Annotated in this window: 18 protein-coding genes and 2 tRNA genes; 8 read left to right on the top strand and 12 right to left on the bottom strand. The window is 71.1% G+C overall.

Going from position 1 to position 19,364, the window contains the following annotated elements; translation table 11 throughout:
- Positions 1 to 47 precede the first annotated feature (47 nt).
- Positions 48 to 1,595, bottom strand: a complete 1,548-nt coding sequence (locus ACFWYW_RS16730) for a hydantoinase/oxoprolinase N-terminal domain-containing protein (RefSeq protein WP_379610311.1) — start codon at positions 1,593 to 1,595, stop codon at positions 48 to 50.
- Positions 1,592 to 2,653: a DUF917 domain-containing protein gene (locus ACFWYW_RS16725; RefSeq protein WP_379610312.1), complete on the bottom strand. Its 1,062-nt coding sequence runs from the start codon at positions 2,651 to 2,653 to the stop codon at positions 1,592 to 1,594. Before ACFWYW_RS16725 ends, ACFWYW_RS16730 begins: the two co-directional genes overlap by 4 nt.
- 264 nt (positions 2,654 to 2,917) lie before the next feature.
- On the opposite strand from ACFWYW_RS16725, the gene ACFWYW_RS16720 reads away from it, so the two are divergent.
- The 7 genes from ACFWYW_RS16720 (at position 2,918) to ACFWYW_RS16690 (ending at position 9,258) form a co-directional block, all read left to right on the top strand.
- A tRNA-Met gene (locus tag ACFWYW_RS16720) sits at positions 2,918 to 2,990 on the top strand.
- Between the two features lies 1 nt (position 2,991).
- Positions 2,992 to 3,064: transfer RNA gene (locus ACFWYW_RS16715), tRNA-Arg, on the top strand.
- A gap of 15 nt (positions 3,065 to 3,079) precedes the next feature.
- The gene (locus ACFWYW_RS16710; protein ID WP_379610313.1) at positions 3,080 to 3,517 is read left to right on the top strand and encodes an RpiB/LacA/LacB family sugar-phosphate isomerase; all 438 of its coding nucleotides are present in this window, start codon (positions 3,080 to 3,082) and stop codon (positions 3,515 to 3,517) included.
- On the top strand, positions 3,514 to 4,008 hold the full coding sequence (locus ACFWYW_RS16705; protein WP_379610314.1) for a hypothetical protein: 495 nt from the start codon (positions 3,514 to 3,516) through the stop codon (positions 4,006 to 4,008). Before ACFWYW_RS16710 ends, ACFWYW_RS16705 begins: the two co-directional genes overlap by 4 nt.
- Before the next feature lie 32 nt (positions 4,009 to 4,040).
- Positions 4,041 to 5,204 (top strand): amidohydrolase, encoded by a 1,164-nt coding sequence (locus ACFWYW_RS16700; protein WP_379610315.1) that lies wholly within the window; start codon positions 4,041 to 4,043, stop codon positions 5,202 to 5,204.
- Between the two features lie 28 nt (positions 5,205 to 5,232).
- Entirely contained in the window at positions 5,233 to 7,890 is a 2,658-nt protein-coding gene (locus ACFWYW_RS16695) for a Tex family protein (RefSeq protein ID WP_379610316.1), read from the top strand.
- A gap of 171 nt (positions 7,891 to 8,061) precedes the next feature.
- On the top strand, positions 8,062 to 9,258 hold the full coding sequence (locus tag ACFWYW_RS16690) for a hypothetical protein (RefSeq protein ID WP_379610318.1): 1,197 nt from the start codon (positions 8,062 to 8,064) through the stop codon (positions 9,256 to 9,258).
- 273 nt (positions 9,259 to 9,531) lie between these two features.
- Here ACFWYW_RS16690 and ACFWYW_RS16685 read toward each other — a convergent pair whose 3' ends face one another.
- The 9 genes from ACFWYW_RS16685 to ACFWYW_RS16645 form a co-directional block, all read right to left on the bottom strand.
- Positions 9,532 to 9,963 carry a hypothetical protein gene (locus ACFWYW_RS16685; RefSeq protein WP_379610319.1) on the bottom strand — a complete coding sequence of 144 codons (432 nt, stop codon included), beginning with the start codon at positions 9,961 to 9,963 and terminating at the stop codon, positions 9,532 to 9,534.
- A gap of 97 nt (positions 9,964 to 10,060) precedes the next feature.
- Positions 10,061 to 10,954 carry an RNA polymerase sigma factor RpoD/SigA gene (locus tag ACFWYW_RS16680; RefSeq protein ID WP_379610320.1) on the bottom strand — a complete coding sequence of 298 codons (894 nt, stop codon included), beginning with the start codon at positions 10,952 to 10,954 and terminating at the stop codon, positions 10,061 to 10,063.
- Between the two features lie 10 nt (positions 10,955 to 10,964).
- Entirely contained in the window at positions 10,965 to 11,351 is a 387-nt protein-coding gene (locus ACFWYW_RS16675) for an STAS domain-containing protein (RefSeq protein ID WP_379610321.1), read from the bottom strand.
- 41 nt (positions 11,352 to 11,392) lie between these two features.
- On the bottom strand, positions 11,393 to 12,370 hold the full coding sequence (locus tag ACFWYW_RS16670; protein WP_379610322.1) for a phosphotriesterase: 978 nt from the start codon (positions 12,368 to 12,370) through the stop codon (positions 11,393 to 11,395).
- A 59-nt stretch (positions 12,371 to 12,429) separates the two neighbouring features.
- Entirely contained in the window at positions 12,430 to 13,794 is a 1,365-nt protein-coding gene (locus tag ACFWYW_RS16665) for an APC family permease (protein WP_379610323.1), read from the bottom strand.
- An 81-nt stretch (positions 13,795 to 13,875) separates the two neighbouring features.
- Positions 13,876 to 14,334: a universal stress protein gene (locus tag ACFWYW_RS16660; protein WP_379610325.1), complete on the bottom strand. Its 459-nt coding sequence runs from the start codon at positions 14,332 to 14,334 to the stop codon at positions 13,876 to 13,878.
- Positions 14,335 to 14,611: 277 nt separating this feature from the next.
- Complete coding sequence (locus tag ACFWYW_RS16655) at positions 14,612 to 15,247, bottom strand: DUF998 domain-containing protein (RefSeq protein ID WP_379610326.1); 636 nt, start codon at positions 15,245 to 15,247, stop codon at positions 14,612 to 14,614.
- A gap of 147 nt (positions 15,248 to 15,394) precedes the next feature.
- Positions 15,395 to 16,546: a low temperature requirement protein A gene (locus tag ACFWYW_RS16650; protein WP_379610328.1), complete on the bottom strand. Its 1,152-nt coding sequence runs from the start codon at positions 16,544 to 16,546 to the stop codon at positions 15,395 to 15,397.
- A gap of 29 nt (positions 16,547 to 16,575) precedes the next feature.
- Positions 16,576 to 17,496 (bottom strand): anti-sigma factor RsbA family regulatory protein, encoded by a 921-nt coding sequence (locus tag ACFWYW_RS16645; RefSeq protein ID WP_379610329.1) that lies wholly within the window; start codon positions 17,494 to 17,496, stop codon positions 16,576 to 16,578.
- Positions 17,497 to 17,676: 180 nt separating this feature from the next.
- Between ACFWYW_RS16645 and ACFWYW_RS16640 the strand changes: the two genes are divergently transcribed.
- Positions 17,677 to 18,225, top strand: a complete 549-nt coding sequence (locus ACFWYW_RS16640; RefSeq protein ID WP_379610330.1) for a DUF1707 domain-containing protein — start codon at positions 17,677 to 17,679, stop codon at positions 18,223 to 18,225.
- Here ACFWYW_RS16640 and ACFWYW_RS16635 read toward each other — a convergent pair.
- Positions 18,195 to 19,298 carry an aromatic ring-hydroxylating dioxygenase subunit alpha gene (locus ACFWYW_RS16635; RefSeq protein WP_379610332.1) on the bottom strand — a complete coding sequence of 368 codons (1,104 nt, stop codon included), beginning with the start codon at positions 19,296 to 19,298 and terminating at the stop codon, positions 18,195 to 18,197. The genes ACFWYW_RS16640 and ACFWYW_RS16635 overlap by 31 nt on opposite strands.
- Between the last annotated feature and the right edge of the window lie 66 nt (positions 19,299 to 19,364).

Genomic DNA, 19,364 nt, shown 5'->3' with positions numbered 1-19,364 from the left:
GCTTCAGCCGCGGCAAGATCGTAGCGACGAACGTCCGCCGTTGGGCGTCAATTCGATAGCGGACCTGCGGCCTTTACATGAAGGCGCACCGCCGGCTCCGCCAGATAGCTCAGCGGAACCTCGTGCACATCCACCAGTTCAACACGTGCGGGATCGGCCCCCGCCTGTACGGCTTTCGCCGCCGCCTCCTCCTTGGCCCGCTCGATGGCGCGCCCGCGGCCGGCGCCCGCCGGCACGATCGTGTCCACCCGGCCGCTGGCCAGCGCGATCGCGGCGCCGACTGCGTTGGCCACCTCGGCGTGCTCGGGCCTGATCACCTGGCTGACACCGGGGATCCGCCCGGCCAGCAGGAACGCGCCGCCGCCCACCGCGACCAGCGGGCGGTCGGCCCGGCCCAGTGACATGCGGTCCACGGCGTCGGCCACCATCTCGTCGGCTATGACCAGGCTATCTGCCAGCATGTCCGCCGCGGCCGCGTGCTCGTCCAGCGCCGAACGCCACTCGCGCGGCGCGCCCGGCATACGCCCGGCCTGTACGCCCGCATCGGTCATGGTGGGCACCGTACCGCCGAAGACCAGCGCGGACTCCGCCAGCCGGTACCCCACCGAGTCCGGGCCGATCGCACCGGGGCGCAGCCGGGTCCCGCCGCCCATCGCGATGGCCAGGATGTCGGGCATGCGGAAGTTGGTGAGCACGCCGCCGATCTCCACCGCCGCGGCCGACTCCCGGGGAAAGCCGCCCACGAGCACGCCCAGGTCGGTGGAGGTGCCGCCGACGTCGGCCACGATCGCGTCCTTCGCCCCCGACAGGAACGCCGCGCCGCGCAGCGAGTTGGCCGGTCCCGAGCCGATCGTGGAGACGGGCAGGCGGGCGGCGTACTCCACCGTCATCAGCGTGCCGTCGTTCTGCGCCAGGTACGGCCGCGCCGTCAGGCTCCGCTCGGCCAGGGCCTCCACCAGCGCCCGGGTGACCGCGGCGGCCACACCGTACAGGGCGGCGTTGAGCACGGTCGCGTTCTCGCGCTCCAGGAGCCCGAGCGAGCCGATCTCGTGGCTGAGGCTGACCGGCAGGCCGTACTCGCGCTCGACGAGTTCGCCGACGAGGCGCTCGTGCTCGGCGTCGGCCGGGCTGAACACGCCCGACACCGCCACCGCGTCGGCTTTGACGCCGTCCAGGAAGCGGCGGACGGCGTCCAGGTCGAGCGGGCTGATCGGGCGGCCGTCCACGTAGTGGCCGCCGGGCAGGATCGCCTCGCCCGCCGAGACCGCGGCGCGCAGGTCGGCGGGCCAGTCCGACAGCGGCGGCACGGACGTGGTCGCGGGCGCGCCCAGCCGCACCACCGCGACCCTGCCGAGGTTGCGGCGCTCCAGGATCGCGTTGGTGGCGTGGGTGGTGCCCAGCATGACCCTGCCGACCCGGTCCGCGGGGGCGGTGCGGGCCAGGTCGGTCAGGACGGCGTCCAGGGCGGCGCGCAGGCCGCCGGTGACGTCGGCCGTGGTGGCGCGCTTGGCCTTGGCCACCACCCGGTCGGCCGCGTCGAGCACCACCGCGTCCGTGTTGGTGCCGCCGACGTCGATTCCGATGCGCAACGTCATGCGAGCTCCTCCACGGGCACGTAGTCCAGGTCGTAGCCGAACGCGGCCGGGCCGGCGGTCTCCAGGCCCTTCTCGGTCCGCCAGAGCGGGTCGCAGGCCCAGGCGAGCACGGTGACACGCTGGCCGTAACGCAGCGACTCGGTCTGGACGGCGATCGCGGTCTCGGTGTCCACGACCGTGATCAGGTCGGGGACGATCGCGCGGACCCGGCCGTCCTCCAGCGCGACCAGGTTCTCGTTCTGGAGTTCCAGGGTGAGCGTGCGGCCCCGGTCGGCGCCGGTGCCCTCGATCACGGCCGAGCCTCTGACGAAGCCGCCCGAGGTACGGCGTTCGACGTCGGTGAGCTTGCCGGTGATCAGGCGGCGCGCGCCCAGTTCGTCCTGGAGGGCGCGGAGCGGGTCTGCGGTGTGCTCGGTGGCCCTGCCCACGGCTATCGCGCGGGTGACCGTACCCTCGATGACCGCGCCGCGCGCCTGTCCGGCGGACAGCACGTAGTCGGCCATCAGCGCGCTCGACCCGGCGGCGACGCAGACGGCGCGGGCCAGCCGTTCCGACCACAAACCGTCCACGGGCCTGATGGTCACGATGTTTCCCGCCACGTCCGACATGATCACCAGGTCGGCCGGGAGCCCGGCCACGTACATGGAGACCATCTGGACCTCGGGAAACGCCCGTCCCATGCCGTCGGCGTCGAGCAGGGGCAGCCCGAGCTGGGCCGCCCAGGCGACCGGCGCCACCCCGTTGCCGCCGCCGATCTCCGAGGACATCACCGCGGCCGGAGCGCGGCCGAAGATGCGCTCCACCTCCTCGGCGATCCGCTTCGGCTCGTCCACGCTGTGGATCATCTCGTGGCTGACCGTCGGCGCGCCGATCCCGGACAGCGGAAGGATCAGGGCGTCCTCCGGCAGATCGGCGAGCCCTATGAGCGGAACCCCGCCGTACGCCTGGATCGCCCGCCGCGCAGCTAACGAACCGGTGCGTACGTCTCCGCCGCCACCGGTGCCCAGCACCGCGCAGCCCCTCGCGAGAGCAGGGATGTCATCCTCTTTGATCAGCACACAAGCCACCGTAGTGGTCGTTTATCACTTACCCCCGCGAACTCCCGTTCGTGCCCACATGACCAATCCCGGCTGCGAACCTGGTGGAGACCGGCATTAATCCCGTTGCACCGCACGCCCCCTTCACGACATCCTCGTCACATCGCCCGAAAGGACCAGTCATGAACACCCTCCGAATGCGTGACCGCCGTAGCGGCATGTCCTGGGCCTAGGAACGTACGACTCGTGCCCCGGGACATGGTTCCCGGGGCATTCGCATGTCCGGACGGGTGGGGGCGCTGGTGTGCCCGGCGGTTTCATAAGCCGCTCCAGGCGGGTTCGATCCCCGCACCCGTCACGCCTTCGTGGCGCAGTGGAGAGCGCGCCTGCTTGCGGAGCAGGAGGTCGCTGGTTCGATTCCAGCCGAAGGCACGAGAACATCAGAGCATGCGCATTTCAGTGGCGGCCGACAGCCTCGACGGAGTGGCCGGGACGGTGGTGGCCGAGCTGCGTGCTCGCGGCCACGAAGTGATCACTCATGGCGCGCTCGACGACAACGAGCGCGACGACTGGGCCTGGGCGTCCGAGGCGGCCGCCCGTGACGTGGCGGAGGGGCGGGCCGAACAGGCCGTCGTCTCCTGCTGGACCGGCACGGGCGCCGCGATCGCGGCCAACAAGGTTCCCGGCGTGCGCGCGGCCCTGTGTGCCGACGCCCACACCGCCGACGGCGCGCGCACGTGGAACGACGCCAACGTGCTCGCCCTGAGCATCCGGCTGACGTCGCCGGCGCTGCTCACCGAGATCCTGGACGCGTGGTTCGCCGGCACGCCGAGCACCGACGCGGACGACGTGGCCAACGTGGCGCATCTGAGCGAGATCAGGTGACGTTCGAGGAGGTGGCCGGGGAGGTTCACGCGGCCATCTCGGCCGGTGAGCTCGCCGGCGATCGGGTCGTGGAGCTGGCCGTCGCGCTGGAGGGACTGGGCGTGGCCGTACCGGCTGACCTGGATCTTCACGCTCTCCTCACCGGCTTCGCGCGCCTGGACCGGTCCGTGCGGACGGTGCAGCGCGACCTCGACGCGACCGCGGTCCCCGGGCGGCTGCGCGTGTGCGCGCCCGCGTGGGGCGACGGGTGGCTGCGGGTGGCGTACGGCGGGCAGGCCTCGTCCACCGGCTTCGACCCGCGCGAGAGCGCCGACCCGCTGGCGGAGGTGGCCGACGTCGCCCAGGAGATCATCGTCGAGGCGCTCTGGACGAGCTGGCCGCTCTGCCCCGCGCACGGCTTCGGACTGCACGTGAACAACACCCCCGAATGGGTCTGTACAGGGGCGAAACACCACGTGGTCGCACCCGTGGGAAGGCTCGGCGGGGGCTGAGTTTCGTCGGTCCCCGGGTCTATGGTTCTGCCATGACCGCGACACTCCTGCGCGGCGGCCACCCCTGGGGGCATGAGGCGCCGGCCGACATCCTGGTGGGCGACGGCCTGATCCAGCGGGTCGGCCCCGCGCTCGACGCCCCCGCCGCCCGCGTCGTCGACGTCACCGGCCAGCTCGTGCTGCCCGGCCTCGTCGAGTCACACTGCCACCTCGACAAGACGCTCTACGGCGGGCCGTGGGTGCCCCACTCCGCCGACGACACCCTCGCCGGACGGATCGGCAACGACCTGGCCAGGCGGGCCGAGCTGGGCGTGCCCAGCGTGGAGCGGATCGAGCGGCTGCTGCGGCGGATGAGCGCCTGCGGCACCACCCACGCCCGCACCCACACCGACATCGACCCCGAGGTCGGCCTGCGCGGCGTCGAGGCGGTGCGCGAGGCGGCCGGCCGCGTCCCGGTCACCGTGCAGCAGGTCGCCTTCCCCCAGCACGGCGTGCTCACCAACCCCGGCACCACCGAGCTGCTCGAAGCGGCGCTGAAGAGCGGCGTGGAGGCGGTCGGCGGGCTCGACCCCGCGGGCATCGACCGCGACCCGGTGCGCCACCTCGACCTGATCTTCGGTCTGGCCGAGCGCTATGGCGCCCACCTCGACATCCACCTCCACGACGGCGGCACGCTCGGCGCCTGGGAGCTGGAGCTCATCACCGAGCGCACCAGGGCGCTGGGGCTGGGCGGCCGGGTCACGGTCAGCCACGCCTACGCGCTGGGCCAGATCGACGAGGCCCACCAGGGCCGCCTGGCCGAGGGCTTCGCAGAAGCGGGCGTGGCGCTGGCCACCGGCGCCGTCTACAGCTTCCCGGTGCCACCGGTGAAGAGGATGCGCGCGGCCGGGGTGGTCATCGCCTGCGGCCACGACGGCATCCGCGACCTGTGGGGGCCCTACGGCTCGGGCGACATGCTGGAGCGGGCGATGCACCTGGCCTACCGCAGCACGTTCCGCTCCGATCCCGACATCGAGCTCGCGCTGGAGGCGGCGACCTACGGCGGCGCGCGGGCGCTCGGCCTCACCGGTTACGGCCTGTCCGCGGGCGACCGGGCCGACCTCGTCGTGGTGCCGGCAGGCGGCGCGGCCGAGGCAGTGGTGACCCATCCGCCCCGCTCTCTGGTCATGAAAGACGGCGCGGTCCTGCACAATTGACCGGCGGGGACCATCGAAAGGCAGGCAAGTGCTCTCTATTCACCAGCGGATCGCGGAAGAACTCGGGGTGCGCGAAGGGCAGGTTCAGGCGGCCGTCGACTTGCTCGACGGCGGCGCCACCGTGCCGTTCATCGCCCGCTACCGCAAGGAGGTCACGGGCACCCTCGACGACGCGCAACTGCGCACGCTCGAAGAACGGCTGCGCTACCTGCGCGAGCTGGAAGAGCGGCGCGCGGCCATCCTGGAGTCGATCGAGTCGCAGGGCAAGCTCGACGACGAGCTCAGGGCGCAGATCATGGCGGCCGACACCAAGGCCCGCCTGGAGGACATCTACCTGCCCTTCAAGCCGAAGCGGCGCACCAAGGCGCAGATCGCCCGCGAGCTGGGGCTGGAGCCGCTGGCCGACCAGCTGCTCGCCGACCCCTCGCTGAGCCCGCTGGCCGTGGCCGAGGGCTTCCTCACCGAGGGCGTGGCCGACGCCGCCGCCGCGCTCGAAGGCGCGCGCGCCATCCTCATCGAGCGCTTCGCCGAGGACGCCGACCTCATCGGCGAGCTGCGCGAGCAGCTGTGGAGCCGCGGGCAGCTCTCGGCCAAGGTACGCGAGGGCAAGGAGGAGGCGGGGGCCAAGTTCTCCGACTACTTCGACTTCGCCGAGCCGTTCACCAAGCTGCCCTCCCACCGGATCCTGGCGATGTTCCGCGGGGAGAAGGAGGAGATCCTCTCCCTCACGCTGGAGCCCGACGAGGGCACCGACTACGAGCCGCGCATCGCCGCCCGCTTCGGCATCGCCGACCAGGGACGGCCCGCCGACCAGTGGCTGGGCGAGACCGTGCGCTGGGCCTGGCGCACCCGCATCCTCGTCCACCTGGGCCTCGACCTGCGCATGCGCATGTGGCAGGAGGCCGAGGAGGAGGCGGTGCGCGTCTTCGCCACCAACCTGCGCGACCTGCTGCTGGCCGCGCCCGCCGGCACCCGCGCCACCATGGGCCTCGACCCCGGCCTGCGCACGGGTGTGAAGGTCGCGGTCGTCGACGCCACCGGCAAGGTCGTCGAGACCGCCACCATCTACCCCCACGAGCCCAAGCGGCAGTGGGACCAGTCGCTGGCCGCCCTCGGCGCGCTGGCCCAGCGCCACAACGTCGAGCTGATCGCCATCGGCAATGGCACCGCCTCCCGCGAGACCGACAAGCTCGCCGGGGAGCTGGTCAAGCACATGCCCGGCATCACCAAGATCGTGGTCTCCGAGGCGGGGGCTTCGGTCTACTCGGCTTCGCCGTACGCCTCGCAGGAGCTTCCCGAACTGGACGTCTCGCTGCGCGGCGCGGTCTCGATCGCCCGCCGGCTGCAGGACCCGCTGGCCGAGCTGGTCAAGATCGACCCCAAGTCCATCGGCGTCGGCCAGTACCAGCACGACCTGTCGGAGACCAAGCTCTCCCGCTCACTCGACGCGGTCGTCGAGGACTGCGTGAACGCGGTGGGCGTCGACGTCAACACCGCCTCGGCGCCCCTGCTGACCCGCGTGTCCGGCATCGGCTCCACCCTGGCCGACAACATCGTCCAGCACCGCGACAGCAACGGCCCCTTCCGCACCCGCACGGCGTTGAAGGACGTGGCGCGCCTGGGCCCCAAGGCCTTCGAACAGTGCGCCGGCTTCCTGCGCATCGCCGGCGGCGACGACCCGCTCGACTCCTCCAGCGTGCACCCCGAGTCGTACCCGGTGGTGCGCCGCATGCTCGGCGCGATCGAGGGCGACCTGAAGACGCTGATCGGCAACACCGCGACCCTGCGCTCTCTCAAGCCGCACGACTACGTCGACGACACCTTCGGTCTGCCGACCGTCACCGACATCCTGCGCGAACTGGAGAAGCCCGGCCGCGACCCGCGCCCCGCCTTCAAGACGGCGACGTTCAAGGAGGGCGTGGAGAAGCTGTCCGACCTGACGCCGGGCATGATCCTGGAGGGCGTCGTCACCAACGTGGCCGCCTTCGGCGCCTTCGTCGACGTCGGCGTCCACCAGGACGGGCTCGTACACGTCTCGGCCATGTCCCGCACCTTCGTCAAGGACCCGCGCGACGTGGCCAAGCCGGGCGACATCGTCCGCGTCAAGGTCCTCGATGTGGACATCCCCCGCAAGCGCATCTCCCTGACCTTGCGCCTGGAAGACGACACCGAAAGCGACTCCCGCCCCCGAGGCCCCAGAACCGACCGCCCCCGAGGCGGATCCGGCCAGGGCGGCACCAGTCAGGGGGCTTCCGGCCAGGGGGCTTCCGGCAGGGGCGGTCCTGGGCAGGGGGCTTCCGGCAGGGGCGGTCCCGGGCAGGGCGGTTCCGGCAGGGGCGGTCCTGGGCAGGGCGGCGAGGGTAGAGGCGGGCGTGGCGACGCCAGAACCGGCGACTCCCGCGGCGGAGCCCGTGGCGACGGCAAGGCCGGTTCCGGCCGAGGCGACAGCCAGGGCGGCACCGGACGGGGCGGCGACAATCGCGGCGGCGAAGGCCGCGGCGGTGACTCTCGCGGCGGTGACGGCCGCGGCGGTCGCGACAACGCGCGCGGCCAGGGCGGTAACCGCGACGGCCAGCGTGGCGGCAACCAGCGGGGTGGTCGCGACGGCGGCCGCCGCCCGGCCCCGTCGGGCGCGATGGCCGAAGCCCTCCGCAAGGCCGGCCTGACCGGCGACGACCCCCGCTGACCCCACCCGGTCACGCTTTTGCCGACAGGCATCTCATGCCGCCCGGACCCACAAGTCCAGGCGGCATGAGCCGTCTCCGGCACCCTTTCGGACAGCTGCGCCACCCCGTGCAGGGGCCGGGGGTTGTCTTGTGGGTGCGTGGGGTGGGTGGGCAGGCGATACGGTCGAGGGATGACGACGAGTGACCGGTATGGGGCGGCCCTTGCGCAGGCGGGCGATCTGCTGAGATGGCGGTCGCCGCTGCGGGCTGAGTTGTGGGCCAGCCGGTTGGTCGCCGAGTTCGATGAGGATGGCGGTGACGAGTTCGGCGGGCTGCTGGAGGGTGCTTCCGGGGCGGAGGCGGCTCTTGTGGCCGCGGCGCTCACCGCGGTGGGTACGCCTGTGCGGGCTGCCGACCCGGGGCCGGAGTGGGCTGGCCGGATGGGTGAGGTCACCTGTGAGTCCGCCTGGTACGGCAAGGCCGACCCTTACGGCGAGCAAGTCCTGGCGGCACTCACCTTCCGATACCGGAACGGCAAGGAGCCCCACACCGTCGTGGTGGCCATCGACCAGGTCAACGGCGGCATCGCGGTGGACGCCGCGGTCGAGGAGCCCAAGTTCCTGGACGACCTGGGCCTGAGCCCTGCCGACCCGGCGCTGGTCGCCGGACGCGTCCTGGAGGCCTTCTCGCTGCTCGACATGCTGCTCGGCGCCCCCGTGGCCGACACCCTCCCCCCGCTACGTGCCTTCACCCTCGCCCGCACCCGCTCCATCCCGGCCCACACCCAAGCCGAGCCGACCGAAGACCCGGCACAGCCCCATGCCCGGCCGACCGGCGAGCCGGCCCAGGCGGCCGAGACCCAGGCCGCCGAGACCCAGTTGGCCGATGGCCCAGCCCACACCTCGCCAGCCGCAGCCCGGACGCCGCCGACCGAAGATCCGGCGCAACCGGACCACGCGCGGCCGACGGACCTGGCACAGCCCGGTGAGCCGGCCGCGGCCCCGGTGGGCGGGCCGGCCGCGGGCCCGGTGGGCGGTGGGTTCGGGGTGCCTGGTCTGGCGGAGTTCCCCGAGTTGGATGGCGTGCCCGGGGCGGCGGAGGCGTATCGGGTGCTGGTGGAGTTTGTGGGGGATCGGGGCTTGTGGTGGAGTCCGGCGCGGGTGTCGGCGTTCCTGACGGTGTGGCTGCCCAGGGAGGCGACTCTCAGCCGGGAGGCGACGGACGCGATGCCCGCGGTGGTACGGGCGTGGACGCGACGGGTCGCCGACGAGCCGGCGATCCATACGCAGATCGACGCGGACGCCCCCGGACTCCCCGCGCGGATGGCCGACGAGTCGCTGGCCGGCCTGCGCAAGACCCTGGCGCGGCGGCCACAGCCGGAGGAGTGACGTCTCGCACACGGTCGTGTGGACGGAGTTCTCATCTCGTACGGCTATGCTGCACGGTGACATTTCCACGGCCCGGATCCGGGCGACCAGAGGGAGATCTACACGATGTACAAGGAGTTCGCTGCTGAGGCCGTGGTCTGGGTCGTCCCGATCGTCGTGCTGATCGGTCTCGCTCTGATGATCACCGCCTAGGTCCACGAACCACGGTGAGGGGTCGAACCGGGTTCGACCCCTTTTTCGCGTGCTGATGGCACGGTCCAGCCTTAGGGCAGGTCAGCCGTACCACTCGTAGTGGACGACGGTGTTGACGCGGGTGTCCCAGCGGATCCGGCCGTCCAGGTACCGGTCCCACATGCGGTTGAGCTTCGAGCCGCGGACCGTGCAGGACGCCCAGCGGACGCCGCGTGGCCGGATCTGGCCCACGTGGTCACGGCACAGGCCCATGTAGCGGCCGTTCACGCGCAGTTTGGCGCGCAGGTTCACGTCGTAGAGGCGCTTGGAGGAGATGTTCTTGATCCGCACCCGGATCCGGCAGGTGTCCTTGCACCGTCCCCAGTAGATCTTGGTGCGGATGAGCTGTTTCCGTGCGGCTTCCATGGTGGCGATGGTGGTGGTGGACGAGGCGTTCGCGGCGGAGGGTGCGGCGATCACCAAGGTCGTGGCGGCCGTGGTGATCGCTAAGGCTCCGGCGAGACGTCTGAGCATTCTGCCCCCAGAACTATCTGGACGGCCGCTTCCCCCTGTTTGAAGCGGCCTCAGTTACCTTGATTAACCATCAGGCGTTCTGGACAGTCAATGCGCGTTATGACGCCCACGCGAGTAACGGCTCGCACTGGCGGAGTCGTTTCAGGGCTTGTTTCTCCAGTTGCCGAATGCGCTCCCTGGTCAGCCCGAGCCGGGAGCCTATTTCGGTATAAGTCTGCTTGCGGGCGCCGGCCAGGCCGTACCGGAATCTCAGGATGAACGCCTCGCGCGGCGGGAGAGTCGTGAACACGACCTCCAGCTCCTCGCTCAACGCCCGCCACTCCATGAGCTCCGCCGCGCTGAACCCGTCCTCGTCGAGGATGAGGTCGCCCATGCTCGTGTCGCCGCCCTCCCCCACGGGAAGGTCGAGGCTGACCGTTTCCCGGGCGAGCCGGCGCAGTTCGGTGATCTCGCCGAGCGAGCGTCCCGACGCCTCCGCCAGTTCCATGTCGTACGGCGGGCGGCCCAGGTCGATCGCCAACCGCCGCTCTATCCGGAAAAATCGGGAAACGTTCTCGGCCACGTGGATCGGCAAACGGACGGTACGGCTCTTGTCGTGAATGCCGCGCTCGATCGCCTGCCGGATCCACCACATCCCATAGGTGGAGAATTTATACCCGCGCCGGTAGTCGAACTTCTCCACCGCCCTGATCAGCCCGAGGCTGCCCTCCTGGATGACGTCGAGCAGCGGCAGCCCGCGGTGCGCGTACTTCTTGGCCGTCGACACCACCAGCCGCAGATTCGCCCGGATCAGCTGGTCCTTGGCGTCCTCGCCGTCCGCGCGGAGCTGCCGCAGGTCGGCGCAGTCCGCGCCGCCCGCGAGCAGATGGCCGGCGTAGAGGCCGGCTTCGATGCGTTTGGCCAGATCGACCTCGTCCGCGGCCGACAGCAGCGGCGTCCTGCCGATCTGGCGCAGGTACATGCCCAGCAGGTCGGGCTCTTCCGATGACATGCACCGGCGACTACCCGGTAAACGGCGGCGAATTCCCGTCGTCGCTGAGTTCGGCGATGGCCAGCTCCGCCGTGGTGCGGATGTCGAAGAACTTGTCCAGCGCGGTGATCGCGAACAGGTGCTTGCAGCGGCCGTTGAGCCCGGCCAGCAACAGCCGCCCGCCGGAGGCCGTAACGGCCTTGTGCAGGTAGACCAGGACGGACAGACCCGAGGAGTCGCAGACGCTCACCGCCTGCATGTCGATGACGAGCATGGGCGGCTGGGTGAGGTCGAGGGCCTTGGTGACACGGTCGCGCACCTCGGCCGCGGAGCCGAAGTCGAAGTCCCCGGTGAGCCTTGCGATGACACAGGGCCCCTGAAGGCCCAGGCTGATCGACAGGGCTTGCTCCGAAGTCACCCAGCTCCACCTACCTGCGTCGGTCTTCCGGTCCCACCACTTTACGAGAAGTGGCGTCTCGGGTTGAACACCAGCATCTGCTCAATCTGCTCATCGGTCACACCCGAGGCGCGCAGGGCGGGCAGCACGTCGTCGTGGATGTGATCGTAGCGCCACTTGGGCGCCGCCGTCGCGAGGGCCTCGTCCCACATCCCCCCGAAATAGTCCATGAAGCAGGCCGCGTCATGGCTCAACACCATCCGATCGGAGTAGCCCCTCTCACACAGCGTCGCGATCGTGGCTACCCGCTGGGCCGTGGGGTTGTAGAGCTCGAGGCCGAACCGGTCCATCCCGAGCGTCGCCCCGGTGTCGGCCAGCCGCATCAGGTAGTCGAGATCGTTGGTGTCCCCGGCGTGTCCCACGACCACCTTGGTCAGGTCCACGCCCTCCTTGGCGAACATGTCGAGCGCCACCGGCCCCGACTGCGTGAACGAGTTCGTGTGCACGGTGATCGGCGCCCCGGTCTCCGTGTGCGCCCGCGCGACCGCCCGGCAGATCCGCTCGACACCGGGCGTGAGCCCGTCCTGCTCGACCACGCACTTGAGGAACGCCGCCTTGACCCCGGTGTCGGCGATGCCCTCGGTCAGGTCGCGCACGAAGTCGTCGATCATCGGGTCCGGCATGTCGAGAATCAGCCCGGGGCCCCGGTGCTCGTACTGGTGCGGCAGCTCGTGGTAGCTGTAGATCCCGGTCGCGGCGATGATGTTCAGCTCCGGTACGGCCGCCGCGATCCGCTGGATACGCGGGATGTAACGCCCGAGCCCCCACACCGTGGGATCGAGGATGGTCCGGACCCCTTTGGCGGCCAGCGCGCCGAGTTTCAGCACCGCGTCCTCGACCCGGAACTCCTCGTCCCACCAGAAACCCTTGCCGTAGTTTTCCAGGTGTTCCGTGGAGACGACGAAGACGTGCTCGTGCATGAGCGTCTGGCCGAGTTCCTCGACGTCGACGGGACCGCGGACGGTGCTGACGGTGGGCATCCCGAACCTCCATACCGGCTGGTCTGATCGCGCAACCGTAAGTCGCCCGCGTGGCGCGGTCAACGCCCCGCGGCCGGGCGGTGCCCGCGGTGCCGCAGGAACCACAGCACGGCGCCGAAGGCGAACACGGCCAGACCGGCGACCACGGCCGCCCAGGGCAGCGTGAACGCCAGGAGCAGGCAGAGCCCGAGACCCGCGACCGGGATGACCCGGCGCGGCGCGCCCTCGTCTCTGGTGAGGGTCAGGGCGGCGGCGTTGGCGATCGCGTAGTAGACCAGGACGCCGAAGGAGGAGAACGCGATGGCGCCGCGCAGATCCGCGAGCAACAGCAGGATGATCACCGTCACGCCCACGGCCGGCTCGGCGCGGTGGGGCACCTGCCGGACCGGGTGGATCGCGTCGAGGAACGCCGGCAGGTCGCGGTTGCGGGCCATCGCCAGGACGGTGCGCGAGACGCCCAGCACCAGCGCCAGCAGGGCGCCCAGCGCTGCCACGGCGGCGCCGGCCGAAACGACGGGCACCAGCCAGGCGACCTCCGCGGTCCTGGCCACGTCGGCCAGCGGGGCCCGCGACAGCCCGAGGCGCTCCGGGCCGAGCGCGTGGAGGGCGGCCAGCGCCACCAGCGCGTAGACGACGAGCGTGACGGCCAGGGCGATGCCGACGGCGCGCGGGATCGTGCGGGACGGGTCGCGCACCTCCTCCCCCAGCGTGGCGATGCGCGCGTAGCCGGCGAAGGCGAAGAAGAGCAGCCCGGCCCCCTGCAGCACGCCCGGAAGGCTCCAGGAGCCCCCGCCGGCGACCGCCACCGCGGTCATGGTGAGCCCCGGCTCCGGCTCCGGCTCGGGCTGGAGTCCGAGCCAGCCGGGTGTGGCGAGCGGGTCCGGCATGCCGTACGCGGTCGGGTCGGTCAGGGAGAACGGCGGCGCCGGACCGGTCAGCAGCCCGGCGGCGATGACCATGGCCAGCACCGCCAGCACGAAGGCGACCATGACCCGGGCGGCCCCCGCCGAGCGCTGCACGCCGAGCAGGTTGAGCGCGGTCACGCCCACGACCGCGCCGATCGCCAGCGGCTGGGCCAGGGCCGGGGCCACGTAGGCGCCGAACGTCAGCGCCATCGCGGCGCAGGAGGCGGTCTTGCCGACGGTGAAGCCCCAGCCGGCCAGATACCCCCAGAAGGGGCTCAGCCGGCGCCTGCCGTAGACGTAGGTGCCGCCGGACTCGGGGTAGAGGGCGGCCAGCCGCGCCGAGGAGGTCGCGTTGCAGTAGGCGACGACCGCGGCGATCGCGAGGGCCAGGAACAGCCACGAGCCGGCCGCCTGGACCGCGGGCGAGAACGCCACGAACACGCCCGCGCCGATCATCGCGCTCAGCCCGATCACCACCGCGTCGGTGGTGCCGAGCCTGCGCGCGAGCCGTTCGGCCACCGGTCCCCCTAGGTCTGTCCGAGAAGGAGACTCTGCACCATCGGACCGACACTTCGGTGAACGGCCGGTGAACCGGCCGGGCTACTCCTCCCGCTCCGGCGCCGGAACGACCAGGACGGGCCGGCTCGCGTGGTGCAGCACCCGGTCGGAGGTGCTTCCGAGCAGAAGGGACTTCACCCCGCCGAGCCCCCGGGTGCCGGTGACGATGAGGGCGGCGTCGAGCTCATTGGCCACGTCCACGATCGTCGACCACACGGCCACGCCGTCCAGCTCGCATCTGGCCGTGGCCTCGAACCCGGCCTTCCTGGCCAGCTCGGCCCCCTGCTCGGACAGCTTCCGCATGGCGTCGCCGACCGCCTCGTCCTCGGCGGCGGAGAACTCGGGGGCCATGACCATGCCCACGGAGGCGCGGGCGGCGCTCATGGCGAGGCGTTCCCAGACGGTGAGCACGACGGCGTTCTCGCTCTTGAGCGCCCGGCCGGCGAAGGAGATCGCCGCCTTGGCGTCGTCCGAACCGTCGTACGCGATCAGAATCGTCATTTCGGCCATCCCAAAGTAGGAGTCACTGATCTCCTCCTGCCCCGATTCATGCCCGGGAATCGGGTAGCCGGTCCGGTATGACAGCCCAACGACGCCTACAAACGCGCCTTCGTCTGGTACGACGCCGGCGAGTTCGGCGCGTACAAGCTGCCGATCGCCGACGTCGTCAACGGTGAGCTGAAGGCGGTGCCGCCGGAGGGATACTCGACGGCGCGAGAGGCGGTGCGAAGCTCCCCCGGGACGAGGTCGACCGGGTACGCGGCCACCTCGCCAGGTACTACGCCAAGATGGACGAGCGCGCGCCCTGGGAGCGCTGACGGCGGCGTCCCTTGGCCAGCATCGAGAACCCGATCAGGGCCAGCACCGCCAGCTCCGACACCACGACCACCCGCTGGGTGAGCCCGGCGGGGATGTCGGCGTTGTCCAGCGGGATGCCGAACATGCGCACCACGTAGGGCACGACCACCAGGAGCAGGGCGCCCAGCGCGACGCCGCACAGGACCTTCATGGCCGGGGCGTACCGTATGCGCGCCCTGACCAGCAGCATGCCCGCGAGCGGCATGGCCAGGAAGGCGGCGAAAGCGGCGTACCTGTGAATGCCGCCCGACAGCGACAGCGGGACCCCGGGGCGGTCGGTCGGGAAGGCGCCGATGAGGAACATGCAGGTCCCCCAGGCCACCAGCAGCCAGACGACCCGCCGGTCGGTGCCCGAACGGCGCAGCGCCTCGGCGATGAGCGCCGAGCCGAGCGCGAACAGGGTCAGTGAGGCGGGCAGGAGCCAGCCGCCCGATGCCCAGGCGTATTCGCTGATCACGCTGTGGAACGGGTCGAGCCCAGCCTCGGCGTGCAAGGTGAGCATGGCGCCGCTTCCGGTGCCGATGGCCGCGAATCCGCTGACGAGCAATCCCTTCATGCCTCAAAGGTCGTGGAATACGGCTTTCGCGAGTATCCGAGATCGACCCTAAGCAGCCCTGATCAGCCCCCTACTACCTTGGTCGGGGGTGCCCCCGAAGGGCCCTTCTGACCTGCGAGGAGACAGACCCTGGTAGGGCCCGCCTCCTCAGGGTCGGGACCGCCTGCGCCACCGGCCGGCCTCGGTGAGGATCACCAGCGCCGCGCACACCACGGCCATCACCGGCACCGGCTGCGGGGTCAGCGGCGCCAGCAGGACCAGCGCGGTCGCGGCCAGGAAGGCGGCCGTGTCGGCTCCGCCGTAACGGTGCGGGCGCAGGTGCAGCAGCCAGACCATGAACAGGAACAGGGCCACCGGCACCGCGACCGCGTACCCGGCGGCGACGGCCGGGATGTGGGCCTTGCCGGTCAGATGGTCCAGGCTGACCTCGACGCCCGAGCTCAGCGCGCCGATGCCGGCGAAGATCAGGTAGTGGCCGTAGCCCCACGGGATGGCGCGCCGGTTGGAGGTGAGCAGGTCGGCGGTCGGCGGGGCGAAGTAGATCCACCACAGCGCGAAGACGATCACCAGCGCGGAGACCGCCAGCACGATCAGCCCGGCCTGGATCCCGTGCTCGCGGCCGGCCTCCTGCACCGCGACGGTCGCGGCGAGCACGTTCTCGCCCATCATGATCAGCGTGAAGAGCCCGTAGCGCTCGGCGATGTGGTGAGGGTGCCACGGTGTACGGCCGGCCGCCTCCGCCCACACCGGCACCGCCAGCTCGGCGAGGGCGCACACCACGAACCCGGCCAGGCGCCACTCCTGCGGCACGAACAGCAGCACGACCCACGCCACCTGCGCCGCGCAGATCCCGGCCGCGTACCGCAGCGCCGTGCGCCGTCCCTCCGGATGCCCGGCCGCGGCGCGCAGCCACTGCGAGGCCATGGCGAGCCGCATGATCACGTACCCGAGCACGAACAGGCTGATGTCGCCGTCCTGGAAGGCCCTCGGCACGCCCGCGGCCAGCACCAGCACGCCCGACATCTGCACGAGCGTCGTGATCCGGTACCACCAGTCGTCCACGTCGTAGGCGGAGGCGAACCAGGTGTAGTTCATCCACGCCCACCAGACGGCGAAGAAGCACGTCAGGTAGCCGCTCAGCCCCTGAGCCAGATGCCCCTCGGACAGCGCGTGGTGCAGCTGGCTCCCGGCGAAGGAGACGGCGACCACGAAGCACAGGTCGAAGAAGAGCTCCAGCGGGGTCGCCACGCGGTGCGACTCGGCGGTGTCGCGCGGGCGCATCGGGCGCAGGCCGTTCATGAGTCGGGTCTACCCCGGCCAGGACAGGATCAGGTCACGGCGAAGTATGTGCGCACCACAGTGCCGCCCGCCCAGGTGTGGACCCTGACCAGGTCGCTGAGCAGGTTGACGATGAGCAGCCCGCGCGAGCCCGCCATGCGCGGGTCGACCGGGCGGCGGCCGGCCAGCGGGTCGGTGATGTGGCCGGCGTCGCTGACCTCGCACACCAGGTGGCCGTCCTCGGTCCAGATGCGGACCAGGCCGGTGCCGCCGCCGTGGTCGAGGCTGTTGGCGCCCAGCTCGGCGATCACCAGCCGCACGTCGTCGAGGCGGGTACCGGTGAAGCCGGCCAGCGCGGCCTGGGAGGCGGCCAGCGCGCGGGCGGAGCCCAGGTTGGTGCTGTCGAAGCGGAGCGAGATCGGCTCGATCGGCTCGGGGAAGGGCCGGTTGTGCCAGGTGATGACCAGTTCGGGCGCGTAGGCGTGGCTGTGGCGCTCGCCGCCGGTCTCGCGTACCACCGGGTGGGTGCGCTCGGCCTCGCTCAGCACGCCGGGCGCGAGCCGTTCGGCGTCGTAGGGGCACAGGATCGTGGCCTGGCGGCCGACGAAGGCGTAGTTGATCAGCGCCTCGTGCTGGGCGCAGGCGGGGTACTCGACGGAGGAGCGTCCCGGCCAGATGGGCTCGCCGACGATCCGCACCCGCTCGCCCTGGTGGCGGTCGGCGAAGTCGGTCAGCACCGCGGGGATGATCCGGCCGGGGTTGCGCCCGGCGTCGGCCATGTCCACCAGCATGATCCGCTCGGCGTCCGCGGCCAGGGCGGGGACGAGGACGGCCAGCCGTTCCGCGGGGACGGCGACCGCGACCGGCTCCAGGCTCGCCAGCCCTTCGCGCACGAACGAGGTGATGGCAGCGACGTACTCCCGGTCGCCCCGATAGAAGAGGGCCGGGTGCGCGAACGGGTCCGCCAGCATCAAGCCACACGTTACTCCGAGCGGATGACTTCAAGGCTTCCCGATGGGTATCTCTCCGGTGTGAAGAGAATCCAGATCGTGCGGCGCCCCCACCTCCCGCGCCGGCCGCTTCCCCTCGATCTGCGCACGCCCTCGGGAAGGAAGCTCCCGTTCTGAGGACTGCGAACCTATGCTCGAACCATGTCGGAATTGCACGTGCGCGTCGCCGACGAGGATCGGGATCGCACCGCCCAGCAGTTGCAACACGCCTTCGCCGAGGGCCGCCTCACCCCCGCCGAGCTGGACGAACGCCTGAGCCTCGTCTTCTCCGGCCGGACCTACGGCGACCTGCTCGCGGTCGTCGCGGATCTGCCCGCGCCGCGCGTCGCCGAGGAGACCGTCCATCTGGAGACGAAGAACGGCCACGTCAAGCGCTCCGGTGACTGGGACGTGCCGCGCCACCTGCGCGTCACGTCCAAGTACGGCAGCGTCGACCTCGACTTCTCCGAGGCGGTCCTGTCGCATCCCGTGGTGGACGTCGTGTTCGATCTCACGTACGGCTCCGCCAGCGTCGTGTTGCCGCCCGGCGCCTCGGCCAACGTGGACGCCTTCGCCAACCAGTGGGGCTCGACCTCCTCCGACGTCCCGAGCCGGCCGCGGCCCGGCGTACCGCACATCAGGATCAGCGGCGAGAGCAAGTACGGCGCGCTGCGCGTGCGCTATCCGCGCAAGCGATGGTTCACCCACTGATGGAAGGCGGAGATGTGGTGCTCGCTGGGCACCAGCACGCCGCCCGCGCGGTAGGCGCGTGAGGACATGCCGGGCTGGGTCCGTTCGCAGGCGTCGAAGTCCTGCTCGTTGACCCGGTGGAAGAGCTCGACGGAGTGCGTGAGGTCGGCGCCGGCCGCCACCACGTCGGGATGGTAGAGCCAGTCGCACTCCACGACCGTGCGGTCGGCGGCCAGCGGGAACATCCTGTGCATGATCACGTGGTCCGGCACGAGGTTGATGAAGACCTGCGGCTTGACGGTGATCGCGTAGTAGCGCCGGTCCTGCTCGGCGGAGACGCCGGGCAGCTTGCCGAAGCCCGCCCTGCCGTCGACGGTGAACCCCTCGACGCGCTCGGCGAACTCCGCGCCGTGGCCGACGTAGTACTGGGCCGCGTAGCCCCCGGCGAACTCGGGCAGCACCGCGGTCAGCTCCGGGTGGATGGTGGCGCAGTGGTAGCACTCCATGAAGTTCTCGACGATGAGCTTCCAGTTCGCCTGTACGTCGTAGACGACGCGGCGGCCGAGTGCCAGCTTGTCGACGTGGTAATGCTCGATCGCGGCGGGGTCGCCGAGCCGCTCCGTGGCGGCGCCGGTGACCGTCTCCTCGAAGGAGGGCGGGGCGTCGGCCAGGCAGAGCCAGGCGTAGCCGAGCCATTCGCGCAGGTGGACGGGGATCAGGCCGTACTCGACCCGGTCGATGTCCGGCATCTTGACCAGGTTGGGCGCGGCCACGAGCCTGCCGTCGAGGTCGTAGGACCAGGCGTGGTAGACGCAGCGGATGGTCCGCTTGACCTCGCCCTCCGGCTCGGCGCACAGTTGCGCGCCCCGGTGCCGGCAGACGTTGAGGAAGGCGCGTAAGACGCCGTCGCGGCCGCGGACGACGATCACGCTCTCCCTGCCGATCCTGACGGTCCTGAAGGCGCCGGGTCGCGAGAGTTCGTCGGTCCTGACCGCGCAGAACCAGAGGTCTTCGAAGATCTTCTCCTGTTCCTCGCGGAAGATCTCGGGGTCGGTGTAGGAGCGGCCGGGAAGGGTGGAGACCAGACTCGACATGTTCACCCGCTTGTTGCGTATTACGCGACGAGTTGCTCTATATGCGACATCGTCGGGTCGGGCTCG

Origin of the sequence: Nonomuraea sp. NPDC059023, from assembly GCF_042740095.1 — a bacterium.
Classification (GTDB): Bacteria; Actinomycetota; Actinomycetes; order Streptosporangiales; family Streptosporangiaceae; genus Nonomuraea.
Note: the sequence above shows the minus strand (reverse complement) of the source record. Positions and strands in the feature narration are given on the sequence as shown.